At 35.3% G+C, this 16,982-nt stretch carries 16 protein-coding genes and 2 riboswitches; of the genes, 14 read left to right on the forward strand and 2 right to left on the reverse strand.

Translation table 11 applies throughout. From position 1 onward, the window contains the following. Window positions 1–99 precede the first annotated feature (99 nt). The 8 genes from rlmD to AC2CGN_RS20065 all read left to right on the forward strand — a co-directional run bounded on the left by rlmD (window position 100) and on the right by AC2CGN_RS20065 (window position 9,725). Window positions 100–1,464 (forward strand): 23S rRNA (uracil(1939)-C(5))-methyltransferase RlmD, encoded by a 1,365-nt coding sequence (gene rlmD, locus AC2CGN_RS20030; RefSeq protein WP_484515832.1) that lies wholly within the window; start codon window positions 100–102, stop codon window positions 1,462–1,464. Between the two features lie 117 nt (window positions 1,465–1,581). Next, entirely contained in the window at window positions 1,582–1,878 is a 297-nt protein-coding gene (locus tag AC2CGN_RS20035; protein ID WP_429983117.1) for a hypothetical protein, read from the forward strand. Between the two features lie 375 nt (window positions 1,879–2,253). Then, complete coding sequence (ltaS, locus tag AC2CGN_RS20040) at window positions 2,254–4,206, forward strand: lipoteichoic acid synthase (protein WP_484515834.1); 1,953 nt, start codon at window positions 2,254–2,256, stop codon at window positions 4,204–4,206. Between the two features lie 312 nt (window positions 4,207–4,518). Next, window positions 4,519–5,481 carry a tRNA dihydrouridine synthase gene (locus tag AC2CGN_RS20045; RefSeq protein ID WP_429983115.1) on the forward strand — a complete coding sequence of 321 codons (963 nt, stop codon included), beginning with the start codon at window positions 4,519–4,521 and terminating at the stop codon, window positions 5,479–5,481. Between the two features lie 139 nt (window positions 5,482–5,620). Continuing rightward, a riboswitch (cyclic di-GMP riboswitch) is annotated at window positions 5,621–5,707 on the forward strand. A 165-nt stretch (window positions 5,708–5,872) separates the two neighbouring features. Continuing rightward, window positions 5,873–6,247 (forward strand): hypothetical protein, encoded by a 375-nt coding sequence (locus AC2CGN_RS20050; RefSeq protein WP_286924761.1) that lies wholly within the window; start codon window positions 5,873–5,875, stop codon window positions 6,245–6,247. 43 nt (window positions 6,248–6,290) lie between these two features. Beyond that, window positions 6,291–7,004, forward strand: a complete 714-nt coding sequence (locus tag AC2CGN_RS20055; protein ID WP_429983114.1) for a hypothetical protein — start codon at window positions 6,291–6,293, stop codon at window positions 7,002–7,004. 41 nt (window positions 7,005–7,045) lie between these two features. Continuing rightward, window positions 7,046–8,143 (forward strand): methyl-accepting chemotaxis protein, encoded by a 1,098-nt coding sequence (locus AC2CGN_RS20060; RefSeq protein ID WP_429983113.1) that lies wholly within the window; start codon window positions 7,046–7,048, stop codon window positions 8,141–8,143. Window positions 8,144–8,366: 223 nt separating this feature from the next. Further along, window positions 8,367–9,725 carry a S1C family serine protease gene (locus tag AC2CGN_RS20065; RefSeq protein ID WP_484515837.1) on the forward strand — a complete coding sequence of 453 codons (1,359 nt, stop codon included), beginning with the start codon at window positions 8,367–8,369 and terminating at the stop codon, window positions 9,723–9,725. A gap of 168 nt (window positions 9,726–9,893) precedes the next feature. On the opposite strand, the gene AC2CGN_RS20070 is transcribed toward AC2CGN_RS20065, so the two are convergent. Beyond that, entirely contained in the window at window positions 9,894–10,091 is a 198-nt protein-coding gene (locus AC2CGN_RS20070; protein ID WP_054772111.1) for an alpha/beta-type small acid-soluble spore protein, read from the reverse strand. 186 nt (window positions 10,092–10,277) lie between these two features. Between AC2CGN_RS20070 and AC2CGN_RS20075 the strand changes: the two genes are divergently transcribed. The 6 genes from AC2CGN_RS20075 (at window position 10,278) to AC2CGN_RS20100 (ending at window position 16,478) form a co-directional block, all read left to right on the forward strand. Next, complete coding sequence (locus tag AC2CGN_RS20075) at window positions 10,278–10,772, forward strand: YehS family protein (protein ID WP_429983111.1); 495 nt, start codon at window positions 10,278–10,280, stop codon at window positions 10,770–10,772. A gap of 215 nt (window positions 10,773–10,987) precedes the next feature. Continuing rightward, complete coding sequence (locus AC2CGN_RS20080) at window positions 10,988–11,182, forward strand: hypothetical protein (RefSeq protein ID WP_286924765.1); 195 nt, start codon at window positions 10,988–10,990, stop codon at window positions 11,180–11,182. 213 nt (window positions 11,183–11,395) lie between these two features. Beyond that, a riboswitch (cyclic di-GMP riboswitch) is annotated at window positions 11,396–11,481 on the forward strand. 104 nt (window positions 11,482–11,585) lie between these two features. After that, entirely contained in the window at window positions 11,586–13,337 is a 1,752-nt protein-coding gene (locus AC2CGN_RS20085) for a methyl-accepting chemotaxis protein (protein ID WP_286924766.1), read from the forward strand. After that, window positions 13,327–14,079 carry an SDR family NAD(P)-dependent oxidoreductase gene (locus AC2CGN_RS20090; RefSeq protein ID WP_283869673.1) on the forward strand — a complete coding sequence of 251 codons (753 nt, stop codon included), beginning with the start codon at window positions 13,327–13,329 and terminating at the stop codon, window positions 14,077–14,079. Before AC2CGN_RS20085 ends, AC2CGN_RS20090 begins: the two co-directional genes overlap by 11 nt. A gap of 25 nt (window positions 14,080–14,104) precedes the next feature. Next, entirely contained in the window at window positions 14,105–15,592 is a 1,488-nt protein-coding gene (locus AC2CGN_RS20095) for a sodium:solute symporter family protein (protein WP_286924768.1), read from the forward strand. Window positions 15,593–15,791: 199 nt separating this feature from the next. Next, entirely contained in the window at window positions 15,792–16,478 is a 687-nt protein-coding gene (locus AC2CGN_RS20100; RefSeq protein ID WP_429983106.1) for a hypothetical protein, read from the forward strand. Between the two features lie 341 nt (window positions 16,479–16,819). Here the strand turns inward: AC2CGN_RS20100 and AC2CGN_RS20105 are convergent, their stop codons facing one another. Then, complete coding sequence (locus tag AC2CGN_RS20105) at window positions 16,820–16,978, reverse strand: hypothetical protein (protein ID WP_484515841.1); 159 nt, start codon at window positions 16,976–16,978, stop codon at window positions 16,820–16,822. Window positions 16,979–16,982 lie beyond the last annotated feature (4 nt).

Raw genomic sequence — 16,982 nt, forward strand, 5'->3', positions numbered from 1 at the left:
TACTCTGCTCATAAGATAGTTTTTACAATAACAAGCCTTGTTCTTTTTTCATGCGCCAACACATGCTACAATAAGAAGATTGAAATGGAGGATGTATGAATGTCAGCACCCGTGAAAAAAAATGATCGACTAACAGTTTATATAGAAGATTTAACACATGACGGCAATGGCGTGGCAAAGGTTGAGGGCTACCCGCTATTTATACAGGGCGCACTTCCTAACGAAACAGCTCAAATCCATGTGTTGAAAACCTTAAAAAATTACGGCTTTGCCAAAGTTGTAGAAATTATCAAGCCGTCTCCTGATCGTGTGGATGCACCTTGTGAGTATTTCCAGCAATGTGGCGGTTGCCAATTACAGCATTTATCTTATGAGGGGCAGCGAAAATGGAAGGAAAATATGGTACGGAACGTTATGCAACGTATTGGTAAAATTAATGCGCCTGTTCTTCCAGTTAAAGGTATGAAAGAGCCCTGGCATTACCGTAATAAAGCGCAAATCCCTTTTTCCATAAATGAAGCAGGACAAGCAATAGCAGGTTTTTATAAAACGAAGACGCATAACATTGTCGATATGGAACGTTGTTTAATTCAAACAGGTGAAGCGGATGCTATTCTTGCTGGCTTGAAAAAGGAGTTAGCCGCAATGGGTATCCTACCATACAATGAGCTATCACATGAGGGGATGCTACGTCACGTAATCATTCGTACAGCTCGTGCAACTGGGGAAGTCATGGTTGTACTCGTTACGAAAAAGAAAAAGTTCCCTCAAAAAGAGGCAGCCGTTGCGATAATACAAAAGCTTTTACCGAATGTCACATCAATTATGCAAAACATCAACAGTAACAAAACAAATGTCATTTTCGGTGATGAGACCGTAAATCTATGGGGCAAGAACGTTATTATTGATACAATTGGTGATGTACGCTTTGAAATTTCAGCTCGTTCATTCTATCAAGTAAACCCTGAACAGACTGAAGTTCTTTACAAGCAAGCACTAGACTACGCTGATCTACAGGGTAACGAACGAGTAATTGATGCCTACTGTGGAATCGGTACTATTTCTTTATTCCTTGCTCAAAAAGCAAAGGCAGTCATGGGCGTAGAAATTGTCCCACAAGCTATTGAAGACGCAAAGCGCAACGCAGCACTGAACGACTTTACAAATACGTATTTTGAGGCAGGTCCAGCTGAAGAAGTAATTCCACGTTGGTATAAGGAAGGCAAAGAAGCCGATGTCCTTGTTGTAGACCCACCACGTAAAGGCTGTGATGAAGCACTTTTAAATACCATTTTAGAGCAACGTCCGAAGCGGGTTGTCTATGTATCATGTAATCCAGCCACACTTGCACGTGACCTACGTATTCTGGAGGATGGCGGCTATCAAACACAGGAAATTCAACCAGTTGACATGTTCCCGCATTCGACACATTGCGAAGCCGTAGCGTGGTTAAAGTTAGTTTAATGAAATGATAAAAGAACGAATTTCTAGTAGGAAATTCGTTCTTTTTCGGTACATAAATGGATTAAAGGTATTTTCGAAGAAATTATAATGAAGTAAAATTTTTTATGGAGGCGGACTATGAAGACGGAATTTATTATAACCGTAGTTATCATTCTAGGAATGGTAATTGTAATAGACAAAATATACGAAAAAATTAATATAGAAAATTATTCTCCTATTTGGGAGTATTTTTCTAAAGCCATCCTCTATGGGTTTATTGCTAGCGTTACATTATTCTATGGAAAGGAATCACTAAGAGATGTTAATGCACTAGAATGGGCCATCATTGCAGTTTCAGCAATAGAAGGAATAGGGAACTATATTAATTATGTAAAAGAATCAAAAAGGAGAAAAGAAGAAAAAAGAAAGATTTGAGGTAATCAAACTTAGCTACATAATGAAATAATTCTTCAAAGAGTCGCTTATCGAGGTTTTGTAAGTAAAAGTAAAAGTAAAAGATATAGTAATTAGCAGAGTCAATTTTACCCACCAGTACCTAAAAATTTTTGGATTAAAAAACCATAAAAATGTTAGTAACATAACATTTTCATGGTATTTTTTCTATGTAAATATTTATGTTAATTAGCAATAATTATACTAATTGTCTTTATGATAGTTAACAACTTGACAGAAATTTAAATGGGGAGTACGATACATTAGTCGCTAAAAAACTATTGCGAAGTAACATATTTTCAAAATGCAATACTTATTTTAGATTTTAATTTAAATAAGTAAAAGGTAGGTGCAAAAATGAAAAATCTAGTAAGTAAAAAAGATGATCTATTACACAACTTTTTAGGAATATATTTATTAGCTGTTTTAATGCTATGGTTTAAAACATATATTAGTCAACTATCACAATTTGATCTAGGCTTAGAGGGAGTCTTTCAACAATTCCTTTTATTAATAAATCCACTAGGTTCAGCAATGCTATTTCTTGGATTTTCATTTTTATTTAGAGGAAAACGAAAATATACATCACTTGTTATAATTTACACTTTGATGTCTATACTTTTATATGCCAATATTGTTTATTATCGATTTTTTAGTGATTTCATTACATTACCTACACTTTCCCAAACTCAGAACTTTGGAGATTTAGGTGGTAGTGTTCTCTCACTATTAAAACCTTATGATATTTTGTTCTTTGTGGATGTATTTGTCATGTTTTATCTACGATTTTCAAGAAAAATACAAAAAGAGTCTAATCGTTTAGGATATAAAAAAGCAACGGCAATCATTGCATTTGCATTGGCTATATCCGTCCTAAATTTAGGACTAGCTGAAGCTGATCGTCCGCAATTATTATCTCGAGGTTTTGATAGAAACTATATTGTGAAATATCTAGGAATGTATAACTATACGATTTATGATTCAGTCGAAACGATGAAAGCATCTTCACAAAGAGCTTTGGCGGATAGTAGTGATATTACAGAAGTAATTAACTATACAAAATCAAACTATGCCAAACCTAATGCAAAATATTTTGGTGCAGCAAAAGGAATGAACGTTATCTATTTACATTTAGAATCATTCCAAAATTTCCTTATCAATTATAAATTAAACGGTGAAGAAGTTACGCCATTTTTAAATTCATTAACTAAAGATAAGAATACAATGTATTTTGATAATTTCTTCCATCAAACAGGTCAAGGTAAAACGTCCGATGCAGAATTTATGCTGGAAAATTCTTTATTTGGATTACCTCAAGGTTCTGCTTATATTACAAAAGCACAAAATACGTACCAGGCAGCTCCTAGTATTTTAAAAGATTATGGTTATACATCTGCTGTATTCCACGGTAATAACGGAAGCTTCTGGAACCGAAATGTGATTTATAAATCATTTGGATACGACAAATTCTTTGATGCTAATTATTATAATACAGATTCTTCAGGTGATATGGCTGAGTATGGTGTATTAGATAAACCTTTCTTTGAACAATCTCAAAGTCTTTTAAGTTCCTTACCACAACCTTTTTATACAAAATTAATTACGGTAGGGAATCATTATCCATATAAAATGGATCAAAATTTAGTAACGATTGATAAAGCTAATACTGGAGATCCTAGTGTTGATAACTATTTCCAAACTGCTCGTTATGCTGATGAAGCAATCGAACAGGTTTTCAATCAATTAAAAGAATTAGGCTTATATGATAATACGATGATTGTTCTTTATGGTGACCATTATGGTATTTCTGATAATCATAATACAGCGATGGAACAAGTGATTGGCAAAGAAATTACACCATTTGAAAGTGCTAATTTACAACGCGTACCATTATTTATACATGTTCCAGGAATGCAAGGAGGAACTGACCATACTTATGGAGGCCAAACAGACCTTCTTCCGACGGTATTACATTTACTAGGAATTGATACGCAAAGATTTGTTCAATTTGGTTCAGATTTATTATCAGAAGAGCATGATGAAATTGTGCCATTTAGAAATGGTGATTTTGTCAGTCCAACGATTGATTCAATTAATGAAAAGTTTTATGATAATAAAACAGGATCATTACTAGATGATAGTCAATTAGAGTCTGCGAAAACGATCAAAAATGAAGTAGATCATAAGTTGCATTTGTCTGATAAAGTTGTGAATGGTGATTTATTGAGATTCTATACACCGAAGGGTTATACACCAGTTGATCCTTCTCAGTATAATTACTCCAAAGATGAGAATGTAGAATCGAATTAATAGTTATGGGCAGTTCAAGAAAATGTGTGTTATCTTGAATTGCCTTTTTATATGTTATCTTTGGATAAGAATTAAAAGGCATTGGATACTTTGTGAAACAGTGTCGGGTTGGAGTTGGCGTAATAGAAAAGCAGTGGATATAGAAAAATCTATACCATCTGCTTTTTTGCGATTTTCATAATATTTTTTACAAATAATAAATGTCCAAAAGTACTTGTGTTTGATAATAAGTTATTAAGCATGATATAAGTGTAAAAGATACTTTTTATTTTTTAATCGAGATGTATTATAGTGAGAGGATTTGGATTTGAAATGATAGATAATTTTTGGCGTGATTTACCACGACCATTTTTCGTACTTGCACCAATGGAAGATGTGACAGATGTTGTTTTTCGTCACGTAGTAAGTGCGGCTGGTCGTCCAGATGTATTTTTCACGGAGTTTACAAACTCGGATAGTTATTGTCATCCAGAAGGCATGAAAAGTGTGCGGGGCCGTTTGATTTTTACAGAAGATGAACAGCCGATGGTGGCTCATATTTGGGGAGATAATCCCGAATATTTCCGTCAAATGAGTATTGGCATGGCAGAGCTTGGATTTAAAGGCATTGATATTAATATGGGCTGCCCTGTACCGAATGTGGCTACAAGAGGGAAAGGCAGTGGCCTGATTTTACGTCCAGACATTGCAGCAGAACTTATTCAAGCAGCAAAAACGGGCGGGTTGCCTGTTAGTGTGAAAACACGACTTGGCTATAAGGATGTAGATGAGTGGGAAGAGTGGCTAACGCATATTTTAAAACAGGATATTGCCAATCTTTCTATTCATTTACGAACAAGAAAGGAAATGAGCCAAGTAGATGCGCATTGGGAGCTTATTCCTGAAATCAAAAAATTACGTGACCGTATTGCACCAAATACGCTACTTACCATCAATGGAGATATTCCTGATCGTCAAACAGGGCTGGAGCTGGCGAAAGCATATGGGATTGATGGCGTTATGATTGGACGAGGTATTTTTAAAAATCCCTTTGCTTTTGAAAAAGAGCCGAAAGAGCATAGCAGTAAAGAATACCTAGATCTTTTGAGATTGCAGCTCGATCTTCAAGATCAATATGCGGAAGTACTGCCACGTTCCATCACAGGGCTTCATCGCTTTTTCAAAATCTATGTCAAAGGATTCCGTGGGGCTGGCGAATTAAGAAACCAATTGATGAATACGAAATCAACAGATGAAGTGCGTGCATTGCTTGATAGCTTTGAAAAAAAATATTGATGAATACTATAACATAAATTTAAAATACTTCTAATTCCTGATGTTATTAGGAGTAAATTACTAAATGTCGACAAAAATTGACAAGTCATTTATAATGTAATTGTAATATATCAATGTGATGTTAGTATTATTTTTATAAAATAGAAAAAGGCAAACTTATCGAAAGGTAAGGACGCAAAGCTACGAGTCTAAAATCCCCTTGGATAATGATAGTCGGGTTGCCAAAATAATAAGTGTTTTTTGGCTATCCTAATTCTGTTCAAGGATAGTTTTTTTGTTGAAAAAATAAAAGAACAGACGACAATCAATCGTAGTGATAGATGTAATGAAATGTTTATATTTATAAAATAATACTAACAATATCAAATAAAGAATAAAAAGGAGATTTGAGATGATAGTCGTTGATAATGAAAAATATAAAATGGCAATTTATGAGGCAAAAAAAGAAGTACACGTTCAAATAATAGGGTTTATTAAAGCCGCTCTTGTAGAGCAATATGTTAAGGATTTGGAGGAGACAGTGGCTAGAGTTCAGAAAAATACATATACATTAGTTTTTGATGCAACTTATCAATCACCGCTTCCTTCAAAGGTTTCAACAGAGCTAGGAGAAACACTAATGTTTTACGCATCACTAGGTTTCAAAGAATTATTTATTGTTAGCCCAGCCTCTAAAATAGGATATGTCCAAGTACGAAATGCTTTAGAGAGAGTTAACTTCCCAGGGACAGTGGTTGACAATGTTTCACAATTACCAAGTCGTTAGTCTTTTATTAGCTATAGTCATATTTTGAAAAGAGGAATTTAGGATGCAAACAGTTCAAGAATTATATACATATGAAATCCTTACAAAGGACCAAACAGATTTAATTGAACAGGCAGCAGAATGTTTAGCAAAAACATTTATTGGAGTAGAAGTTGCCGGTAAATGGGTGCAAGAGCCGATTATCGGGTACGCCTTACAACTCCCATACGAAGATTTCTATCAATTTACAAAGGAATATATTGAAGCAAATGTTCATCAAGGATATTGTGCTATTGCACTAGATAAAGAGCAAAAAGTCGTAGGCGCACTAGTTGGGGATACGAATGTCCTTGAAATTATGGAAGAGGATATTTTTGAAGGCACGTTCTCTAATATGAACATAGTCATGCATGTTTTAGAGGATATTGATGAACGTTTCTTAAAAGATTATAAAAAACGTTATGGAAAAGATATGGAAGATGGAGAGGTACTACATTTATTTTTATTAGGTGTAATTGCTGAACATAATCGTCATGATATTGTACAAGGCTTAGGCGATATATTAGTAAAAAGAGCAAAAGAAGAAGGCTTAAGATTAGTATTAGCTGAAGCGACAAATCCAAAGTCATTGCGTTTAATGGAGAAGTATCATGACCTGACAAAATATGTAGACATAGAAGGAAACTTTATTGTTCATAAATATGAAAGCAACGAACATCTAAGCAGTATTCCATCAACTGTAGCAGATGGAATTTACATCATTGTAAAAGAACTATAAAATTTTATCACTAATACGTTAGTAGAATAGGAGATATTTTCATGGAAGCCATTATGCTAGGGATTATTGTAGTTTTAATATGTACATCTTTGTATTTTGCTTACCTCTATTTTTCACTTAAACGTCATGCCCAGTTAAATAATGAGGGACAAAATGGACTAAACGAATTATCAACAGGTCAAATAGGTGAACAATTTTTTAAATTCGCAAAAAAGATCAATGAAAAAGGTGAAAATCTTTTTGAACATGGGGAATACGCAACTGAAAAGGCTGATACTGTAAGGGCCGCTATTGACGAAGTCGGTAAAGGATTAAAAAAGCAACTAGTCGCTACCGAAGAGAGCTCTACTTCTATCGAAGACATTACAGTAGCTATTGAAGAACTGTCTATAAGATCAAACCAAATTTCAGAACAATCGAATACGACGTTAGAATTAACGCAAGAGGGTAACGTTAAGTTAAAAGATTCACTGGTGAAAATGGAGCAATTTAATCAAACGATTAATACGACATTTGATGCAATCAATACACTTGGAGAAAAATCATACGAGATTGGAAACATTGTAAAAGTAATTACAGGAATTTCCGAGCAAATCAATCTATTAGCATTGAATGCAGCTATCGAAGCAGCACGTGCAGGTGAACATGGTAAAGGTTTTGCTGTAGTTGCTGATGAAGTTCGTAAATTAGCAGAACAATCGCGTCAGTCAGCTGATGAAGTTTCAAATATTGTCAAAAATATTCAAGATGAGACGAACAAAGTCGTAATCTCGATGAAGCAAGGAACAGAAGAATTTGAACAAACAAATACAAAAATTCTTGAAATAGGAGAAATGTTCGAAAAAATTGTAGATACAACAAAAATTATTGCTGAAAATAATGCGAATTCATCAGCAAGTACAGAAGAATTATCTTCAAGCTCACTTCAAATTGTGGCAGCTATGAAGGATATTTCTTTTATTTCGCGAGAGTCTGTTGAAATGTTTGAAGAGTTAGTTGGAATTAGCGATGAAGAGTTAAATACAATGGAAAAACTAGTTCAAGAAGCAGAGCAACTTGTAAAATTAAAAAAGGATGCAGAAAAAATCCTTTTTTCTTTAAATCGTGGTGTTGAAACGGAAGAAGCTAGAGCTGTTTAAGGTGCCGCAAAAATACGAAAGAGGAAGTTATCCTTGAATGTTTTAATCAATAAATGGAGATATGTCACTTCCACAAGAAAACAGGGCAAAGGGAAGTTAAGCAAGAACGAATTCTGGGAGGAATTCGTTCTTTTTCATGTAATTGAATAAAGGATTTAGAGGAATATAAACGAATTGTATATAAGTGCTAAATAAATATACGTACTGTAGGAGATGGAAGGATATGATTGTGACAACCAGACCTTTAAAAATTAAATATAAAAAACCAGGCAATCCTCTTCAGGAGTTTATGGAAAACATTCAATACAATAGCTCCCTTACAAAGGAAGTTGTCTTTCTTCGATATATTGGTATACCTGAATCTGTCGATCTTTATAGGGAAGATATTTTAAAAATGGATGAGTATTTTTATGCTAAAAAGGAAAGTGTGCTTTATTTACGATTACATAAGCTTGAGGTCATCACCAATAAAAAAGATGTAGATAGATTTTCAGAGCTTTGGGGGAATTGGCAAGTCGTGGTTAATAACCCTGCGTTACTTTACGAGACACCTTTATGTGGTAAATTACAGAAGGATCATCTTGAATGGACAAAAAAAATTAGCTTTAAAGAAATCATCCAAATGTATAAAGAAAATCAGCCAAACGCCAATGAAACTTTATTAAAAAATTTTGCAGTAAAATTTTTATACTGGATGGATTACTATTTGCCTCAAATTTTTTCTGAAGATAACCAAACAGTGCAGAAAATTGTTTTTGTTGGTAGCATTACACAGCATGAACTATTATTCTTATATTTCTTATCGACACTTGGTTGTGATATCTGTTACATGAATCCTAAAGAAGACATTCCAAATTTGCTTCCAATCATAGCAGCATCATCTACTTTATATAAGTGTTGCGGCTTCTATGAAAAGGAAGTGGTAATACCAAAGCCTCAACCTAAAAAGAGTATACCATCTCAACAAACAATAACACTTCCGGTTCAGAATAAAACGGTGGAAGAGTGTAGCTATGAGCAATTAGCTTCTTTAGCCACATCTGTTGTAATGATTAAAACGTTTGGAGAGGATCATGAGGTGTTGTGCTTTGGTTCTGGTGTCGTTCTTCATCAAGATGGGTATATTTTAACAAACCTGCATGTTGTGAGTGGTGGGGAATATTATTCTGTACTATATGAGAACGATAAGAACGAATATATAACACATCAGTTTGTAAAATATCATGATGTGCATGATTTAGCCATTCTGAAGGTAGATAGAGTAAGCAAGCCTTTACCTGTTAAAGTTGAAGGTCCATTAGTTCGAGGACAGAAGATCGTTGCTATTGGCAGTCCTCTAGGATTATTTAATTCCGTTTCTGATGGTATTGTTTCTGGGTTTCGGGATATTCGAGGTATGTCTATGATTCAATTTACGGCGGCCATTTCAAACGGAAGTTCAGGTGGTGCTTTACTGGATATGCAAGGAAGACTAGTAGGGTTGATTACAGCAGGCTTTAATGATGGTCAGAATCTTAACTTAGCTGTACCTGCTCATTTAATCTATCAATTTGCTCAAAATTTTATTGAATTACCGAGTTAACGATTAATCCATTGCTATTTCATAAAATCCAATAATAGATGTTACCCTCAAGAAGAGTAAACTATAATGAACTTATTCAAGAAAACTTAAGGCGAAGAAAAAATTAATTGATAATAAAATACGAAAGAACGAATTCCAATCAAAAGGGATTCGTTCTTTTTTATGTGATTATAATAAACCTTTTGAACGTTTTTCAGCCATTTCCACGAGGCGTTTTGTTATTTCGCCTCCGACTGAGCCGTTTGCGCGAGAAGAGGCTTCAGGCCCTAACTGTACATTAAATTCTTGTGCAATTTCATACTTTAATTGATCAACAGCTTCTTGTACACCAGGTACTTGAAGTTTATTGGAACTACGAATAGCCATTTTGCTCACCTCCTTGTGATTAGAATGGTCGAGAGTGAGCGATTCATACATTTAACTTAGAAAAATGCATATTCTAATTACTATTGTAAAGTAACTTTGTGGAAAGGTAGCTAAAAATGTGAATGTCTCTGCTATAATAAAGTGAAACTTAATTAATGTTTTTTCTAAGTAAATGGAGGTTTTTAAATGACGAATAATGATATTTTAATTCGTTTAAGATATGCATTAGATATCAAAAATACAGATATGGTTAAAATTTTTAAGCTAGGCGGCATGGATTTTACAAAAGATGAAGTTTTGAACATGCTTATTAAAGTTAATGATGAGGAAGAAGCACCAGAAGAATACATCAAATGTAATAATAAAATGCTTGAGGCTTTCTTAAATGGGCTCATCACATTTAAGCGAGGACCACAGCCATCTAAGCCTGGACAAGCTGAGGGAACACAACTGATTTCAGGAAAAGAAAGTCCTAATAATATGCTATTAAAGAAAGTAAAAATTGCTTTAGCATTAACAAGTGAGGATATGTTGGATATTTTATATGATGGCGGTGTTAATGTTTCGAAAGGTGAATTAGGTGCCATTTTAAGAAATCCAAGTCATCGCAACTATAAGGAATGTGGCGATCGATTCGTGAGAAATTTTTTAAGAGGATTGACAAATAAATATAGAGAATAAATGGATATTTAAAAGAGCAGCTATTATTTTGTAGTTGCTCTTTTAATAGATAATCTTACGTAAATAGCTCTAAAATGTTGCGAATATACTATGAAAATCACGATTTTCTTTTTAAAATTTAGTTGACAAAATGTGACGGAATTGTGTACACTTTAGATGACACAAAGTTGTCACAAACGGGGAAAATAAATGTTTACGAACAGAGGGGTGCTTTTATGGTTTATTTTGACATCTTATTAGTTGCTATTGCATGTGTTAGTACGCCACTCATTGTTGCAATTATTTTAGACATCTTTTATGCAGAGAAAAAACAGGTTCGTTTTTCATTACGTCGTACATCAGTATGGTATTTATGTATGTTTGTTTTATCTTTTATACCAACAGTCTTACTTATGACACACAACGTATAGTTTACTTTAATAGGAATAAACACTTAGGGGTAAGTGAATATAAAAATATAGGAGTAGCTACAATTTTAAATACTTGTAGCTGCTCTTTTTATGTGTTCGTATGTCATTCTAATCATTCTATTGTTTGTTAATTGATGGTAAAAAAGTATTAAGAAATGCGTAATTTAAAATGGTTCCGTTGACTACTTTTACCCATTGTGTTAATTTGAGGAGGAAAAAGATAGGCAAATCTACTGAAAAGTAGGGACGCAAAGCTACAGGTCTAAGGCAATAAATGCTATGATGGCTGGGTTGCAAAAGATTGCTAGTTAAGTACATATAATGCTAGTTATATTCTTTGTTGCCTATTTCTTTTTTGAAATAGGTTATTTTTTATAAAAAATTCGATAAGGGGGAAGTAGTAATGAAGTTCTTAAAAAATGCTTCATTAAAAAACAAACTTTTACTAACAGTTAGCATTATTGTTTTACTTCTAATAACAGTGATTACTACACAAAGTATTAGAGAATTAAACAATCGAATGACTGTAGATTTAGAGCAAGAGTTAAAAAGTGTTGGGTTATTAACAGCCATGAATCTTGATAGTGATGAAATTAAAGCTTTATTGACCGAAAAAGGGGAAACCAACGCTAAATTTACAAAAGTTCAAAAGCAGCTCGATAAGATCCAAGAGGAACAAGGAATTATGAGCTGGAGCTACATATGGGATGTCAAGGATGAGGGTGGCGTCAATCCTATAGGTTATACGACCAATTTAAATGATGTGTATGAAGCAGGTGAAATTTTTAAGGATTTAGCAGATGAGCATGTAGAAACAGCTAAATTGGCTATTAAAAATAACAGTACAGAGGTAACTGATATTTTCCAGGATCCGTATGGTTCATGGAGAACGGTTTTTAGTCCTATTAAGGATGATAACGGGCAGCTAATAGCATTATTGGGTATTGATTATTCTGCGGATTACATTAACACCATTATTAAAAAAAGTGTTACTAAACAGATTGTGATTGCTGTTATTGGTATTGTCATTTTATTAATTTTAGTTTACATAATTATTGATCGTTTACTAAAGCCATTAAAGAAGGTAGTAAATGTAGCCAATCAGGTGGCAAATGGTGAATTGATGAATGTTGATTTAGAAATTACGAAGGATGAAATTGGAAATTTATCTGAATCTATACATAAGATGGTGTCCAATTTGCAACATATCATTTTAAACATAAGAAATACATCAAACAATGTATCTTCTGCAGCTAATCAGCTTACTGTGCATGCAGGGGAGACATATAACAGTTCTACAAATATTGCTCAGGATATGAGACAAATTACACAAAATGCTGAGGCTTCTATGGTGATGACAGAAGAAACAGCGGCTGCAATGGAAGAAACAGCGACAGGCATTCAGCAAATTGCAGACTCTGCTAATACAGCAGCTGAATCATCTATTGCTGCATCCCAAGCTTCCGAACGTGGGAATCAAGTTGTTCAGCAAGTAATTACACAGATGGAGCTAATTAATGGCTCTGTGGAACAAATTGGAACAACCATCAATGGATTACATTCTAATACGAAAAAAATTAGCGATATTGTTAGCCTTATTACAGCTATCGCCGATCAAACAAATTTATTAGCATTGAATGCCGCTATTGAGGCAGCAAGAGCTGGAGAGCACGGAAAAGGCTTTGCGGTGGTGGCTGATGAGGTAAGAAGTTTAGCTGAGCAATCATCACAATCTGCTACTGAAATTTACAATTTGATTAGTACAATTCAAGCTGATTCAAACGCTTCTATTACGGTTATGGAGAAGGGTAAAGAGGATGTAAAGGCTGGGATGGAATTTACCAATGAGGTAGGAGAAATCTTTAAGGAAATTCTCACTTCGTCTGAGGAGGTTGCAAGCCAAATTCGTGAAATTTCGGCTGCATCTCAGCAAATATCTGCTTCATCTGAGGAAGTCGCTGCATCTGTAAATAACATTAAACAATCAGCAGAGCAGTCTTCGGAATTCTCATCAAATGTTTCAACAGCAACACAAGATCAATTGACAGCAATGCAGGAAGTAAAAGAGGCATCTTCTTCATTAGGAAAAACAGCAGAAGAATTACAGGCACTCGTTTCGAAATTCAAATTGGAGAATGATCATTATGGAAATTAATTTTAAAGGAAAAAATGTTCTTGTAACTGGTTCAAGTAAAGGCATCGGCAAAGCTATCGCATTAGGCTTTGCGGAACACGGTGCTAATCTCTTAATAAACTATATTGGGGATGACAAGGAAGCAGAAGAGGTTCGTGCACAAGCAGAAAAGTTTGGTGTTCAGGCAATTAAATTCAATGCGGATGTATCGAATTCCCAGCAAGTGCAAGACATGTATCAATATATGGATACACATTTAGGCGCAATTGATATTCTTGTCAATAACGCCGGATTTGCTCAGGCTTCAAGCATTACAGATTTGACTGACGAGCAATGGGATAAAATGATTAAGGTACATTTATATGGCTGCTTCTATAATTGTCGTGAAGCAGCAAAAAGAATGAAGGAACAAAACAGTGGAAAAATTATTAATATCTCTTCTGATATTGGTAGTTTAGGCTGTGAAGAGTTTACGCATTATTCGGCTGCAAAAGGTGGAATTAACGCCTTTACAAAAGCTTTAGCAAGAGAATTAGCTCCTTCTATTTTAGTCAATGCAGTAGCTCCTAGTGGCACATTTACTGATATTCTTAAGGAATTTGGTGACAACTACGTAGAGGAGGAGTCTGCTAAATATCCTTTAAAACGATTAGCACAACCGGAGGAAATTGCAAAGAGTGTATTATTTTTAGCCTCAGAAAATGCTAATTTCTATACAGGACAGCTTTTAACGCCTAATGGTGGGGTTGTTATGAACGGATAAAGCGAAAAACTAAGGAGCCATACTTATGTTAAATATAATCATCTTTAGCTTATACTTAATTTTTATTTATTATATTGGCTATAAAGGCTATAAGCGTGTAAATACTGCCGAGGATTTAATTGTTGCTGGATGGAGCATGCCGCTATCTGTTGTAACAGGAAGCTTAGTTGCCGCCTTATTAGCAGCACCCTTCTTTTTTGCTGCTGTTGGTTCAGGCTATACAAGTGGAGGTTTTGAAGGCTCAGCAACAATGGGCGGCTTAGGCACCTGTATGATTCTTGGGGCACTTATCTGGACAAAGCCACTACGAAGATTGAAGGGTTGGACATTAGCTGATTACTATGGACTACGATATGGAAGTAAGAAGCTAGGTGCATATACAGGAGTCGTGATGGCAATAGCCTTTGGGGTCTTTAATGCGGCTGCACTAACTGTGGGTGGAACATATATTATTCAGCAGCTTTTACAAATTGATTTTGTGCCTGCTGCATTACTATTTGTATCCCTAACGGCTCTTTATTCAGTGATTGGTGGGCTATGGGCAGTTGCCTATACGGAAATTGTACAGGGTGCTCTTGCAGTAGCAGGGATCTTAGGAATAACGATTTTCATTTTGTTCTATTATCCAGATGTTACATTCAATCCTGAATGGTGGAATATCAGTACATTATTCGAAAAGGCTGGGGCAGAGTTTTGGACCCTTTATCTTGTGCTAGCACTTGGCGACATTCCAGCAGTGGATTTAGGGCAAAGGGTAGCTGCTGCCAAAAGCCCGAAAGTAGCACAGCGTAGTATGATTATTGCAGGGTCCATTATTATTGCAATTAGTTGGATTCCAGGAATGTTAGGAGAGGCATTCAAGACCATTTATCCTGATAGTTCAAATCCAGAAACATTAATGCTTACATTTGCACAAGGGTATTTCCCTCCATTATTAGCAGCAATTTTCCTAACGGCAATGGCTGCTATGGGGATGTCAACGGTAGCTGCATGCTATGTTGCCACTTCTGGAATTGTAACAAAAAATATTTATTTAGATTTTATTAACCGTAACCCCGATCCTAAAAAGCTATTAAGATTTTCCCGTGCTATTATTCTTGCAAGTGCTTTACTAGGCTTAGTGCTCGCATTGAGCTTCCAAAAAGTAATTGATTTAGCGTATTTAGCGTGGGACATTATATTCGTAACAATTTTCTGGCCAATAGTTTTAGGACCATTCTGGAAGCGAGTAAGTACGCCAGCAGTTTGGGCAAGTATTTCAGTAGGGCTGGTATACTATATCGTTACATCATTGACACATGTCCCGAGCCTCAATATCCAATCTGAAGGTTTCTTAGGCTTATTGAATGAGTTATGGCAGGCTCCTGTTTTCTCAGGTGTTGTGATTACAGGCATCACCATTGTTGTAGTGAGCTTACTTATTCCTCCTACACAGCATGTACTTGAAATGCACAGGATAGAACAAGATAAGAGCCTAGATGATGTCGGAAGCAAGGAAGAGTTAATGAAGTAATTTAAAAAATTTTAGGCAACTTTATAAGAAGATGATGTCTGTATTGCGCAGCCATCATCTTTTTAGGTTCGCTATTTTTATTACTTCTATCTTAAAATACCCTTGATATTTAAGAATGAAAAGGTGATGAGTAGAATAGAATTTCTACTATATATGGTTGTAATTGTTCTATCATTTTCTTCTTGAGGGTGGGATATAGGTGAAAACCTTTTTTGTCTTTTTTCTAGGAATTATCTATTTATTACTAGCAAATGCAGTTGAATCAATTCTATTTAATAGGCTGTATTTTCTTATAGGCATAGTTCTAATAATTGTCGGAAGTATACACTACTTGAAAGAGCGTAATAGTTATTTAAAATGGTTAGAAGATATGAGAGAGGCAAGTGAGCGAGAGCTGCTGGCAATTCCCCATACACAGTGTATCCTTTCAGAGGATAGCTTAAGTGCTTTATTGTTAGACGAACCAACGAATACACTTTATTTTGCAAGTAGGGAAGATTTAGAGGAGGAATTGATAAAAAAGGTCATCCACTTTGATAAAATATATGAAGTAGCAATAGTGGAGGATGAAATATTTATTGCAAGAACAAGTAATCATTTAATCAGTGGTTCTTTATTAGAGGATGAGCAGGATGTTGAAGTAGAGGAGATTGATGAAGATGATCCTGCGTATAATACTGTCTCTCAATTAGCTTTGAAAATTGTAGCTGATAATTTATCAGACCCTATTTTAGAATTTGTTTTTTTAGATGAAGAGGAGCCCATTTCTAGGGAGGAGGACGAGTACCTAGAGTCCTTAGAGCTATGTGAAAAATGGTATCAGAAGATAAGTGTGATTATCAAGCGTTATGAACTTGAAAGAGTACCCATTCGCCATTGGCAATAAAATTTAGAAGCTATCTCGATTCATTAACATAAATCGGAATAGCTTTTTTTCATAAAAATTTGATTTAGCAACAAGTTAATTGAGGGGCAAAGGAATTGCTCGGGTAGGGCAAGAACTTGCTCAGGTGTCCCCCAAAACTGCTCGGGTATGGCAAGAACTTGCTCAGGTGATTGCCCAAACTGCTCGGGTATGGTAAGAACTTGCTCAGGTGGCCCTCAAAACTGCTCGGGTAGGGGAAAAACTTGCTCAGGTGGTTCCCAAAACTGCTCGGGTATGATAAGAACTTGCTCAGGTGTCCTCAGGAACTGCTCGGGTATGGGAAGAACTTGCTCAGGTAGCTCTCAAAACTGCTCGGGCAGCGCAAGAACTTGCTCAGGTGGTTCCCAAAACTGCTCGGGCAGTGCAAGAACTTGCTCAGGTGATTCCCCAAACTGCTCGGGTATGGCAAGAACTTGCTCAGGTGTCCCCCAAACTGCTCGGTCAGGGCAAGAAACAACCAAGCAG

The sequence above is a fragment of the Lysinibacillus sp. DFXJR4 genome, from assembly GCF_057196045.1.

Excerpts from the sequence above, each read along its gene's own strand:
- rlmD (WP_484515832.1), top strand. The coding sequence starts at position 100 with ATGTCAGCACCCGTGAAAAAAAATGATCGACTAACAGTTTATATAGAA.
- AC2CGN_RS20035 (WP_429983117.1), top strand. The coding sequence starts at position 1,582 with ATGAAGACGGAATTTATTATAACCGTAGTTATCATTCTAGGAATGGTA.
- ltaS (WP_484515834.1), top strand. The coding sequence starts at position 2,254 with ATGAAAAATCTAGTAAGTAAAAAAGATGATCTATTACACAACTTTTTA.
- AC2CGN_RS20045 (WP_429983115.1), top strand. The coding sequence starts at position 4,519 with ATGATAGATAATTTTTGGCGTGATTTACCACGACCATTTTTCGTACTT.
- AC2CGN_RS20050 (WP_286924761.1), top strand. The coding sequence starts at position 5,873 with ATGATAGTCGTTGATAATGAAAAATATAAAATGGCAATTTATGAGGCA.
- AC2CGN_RS20055 (WP_429983114.1), top strand. The coding sequence starts at position 6,291 with ATGCAAACAGTTCAAGAATTATATACATATGAAATCCTTACAAAGGAC.
- AC2CGN_RS20060 (WP_429983113.1), top strand. The coding sequence starts at position 7,046 with ATGGAAGCCATTATGCTAGGGATTATTGTAGTTTTAATATGTACATCT.
- AC2CGN_RS20065 (WP_484515837.1), top strand. The coding sequence starts at position 8,367 with ATGATTGTGACAACCAGACCTTTAAAAATTAAATATAAAAAACCAGGC.
- AC2CGN_RS20070 (WP_054772111.1), bottom strand. The coding sequence starts at position 10,091 with ATGGCTATTCGTAGTTCCAATAAACTTCAAGTACCTGGTGTACAAGAA.
- AC2CGN_RS20075 (WP_429983111.1), top strand. The coding sequence starts at position 10,278 with ATGACGAATAATGATATTTTAATTCGTTTAAGATATGCATTAGATATC.
- AC2CGN_RS20080 (WP_286924765.1), top strand. The coding sequence starts at position 10,988 with ATGGTTTATTTTGACATCTTATTAGTTGCTATTGCATGTGTTAGTACG.
- AC2CGN_RS20085 (WP_286924766.1), top strand. The coding sequence starts at position 11,586 with ATGAAGTTCTTAAAAAATGCTTCATTAAAAAACAAACTTTTACTAACA.
- AC2CGN_RS20090 (WP_283869673.1), top strand. The coding sequence starts at position 13,327 with ATGGAAATTAATTTTAAAGGAAAAAATGTTCTTGTAACTGGTTCAAGT.
- AC2CGN_RS20095 (WP_286924768.1), top strand. The coding sequence starts at position 14,105 with ATGTTAAATATAATCATCTTTAGCTTATACTTAATTTTTATTTATTAT.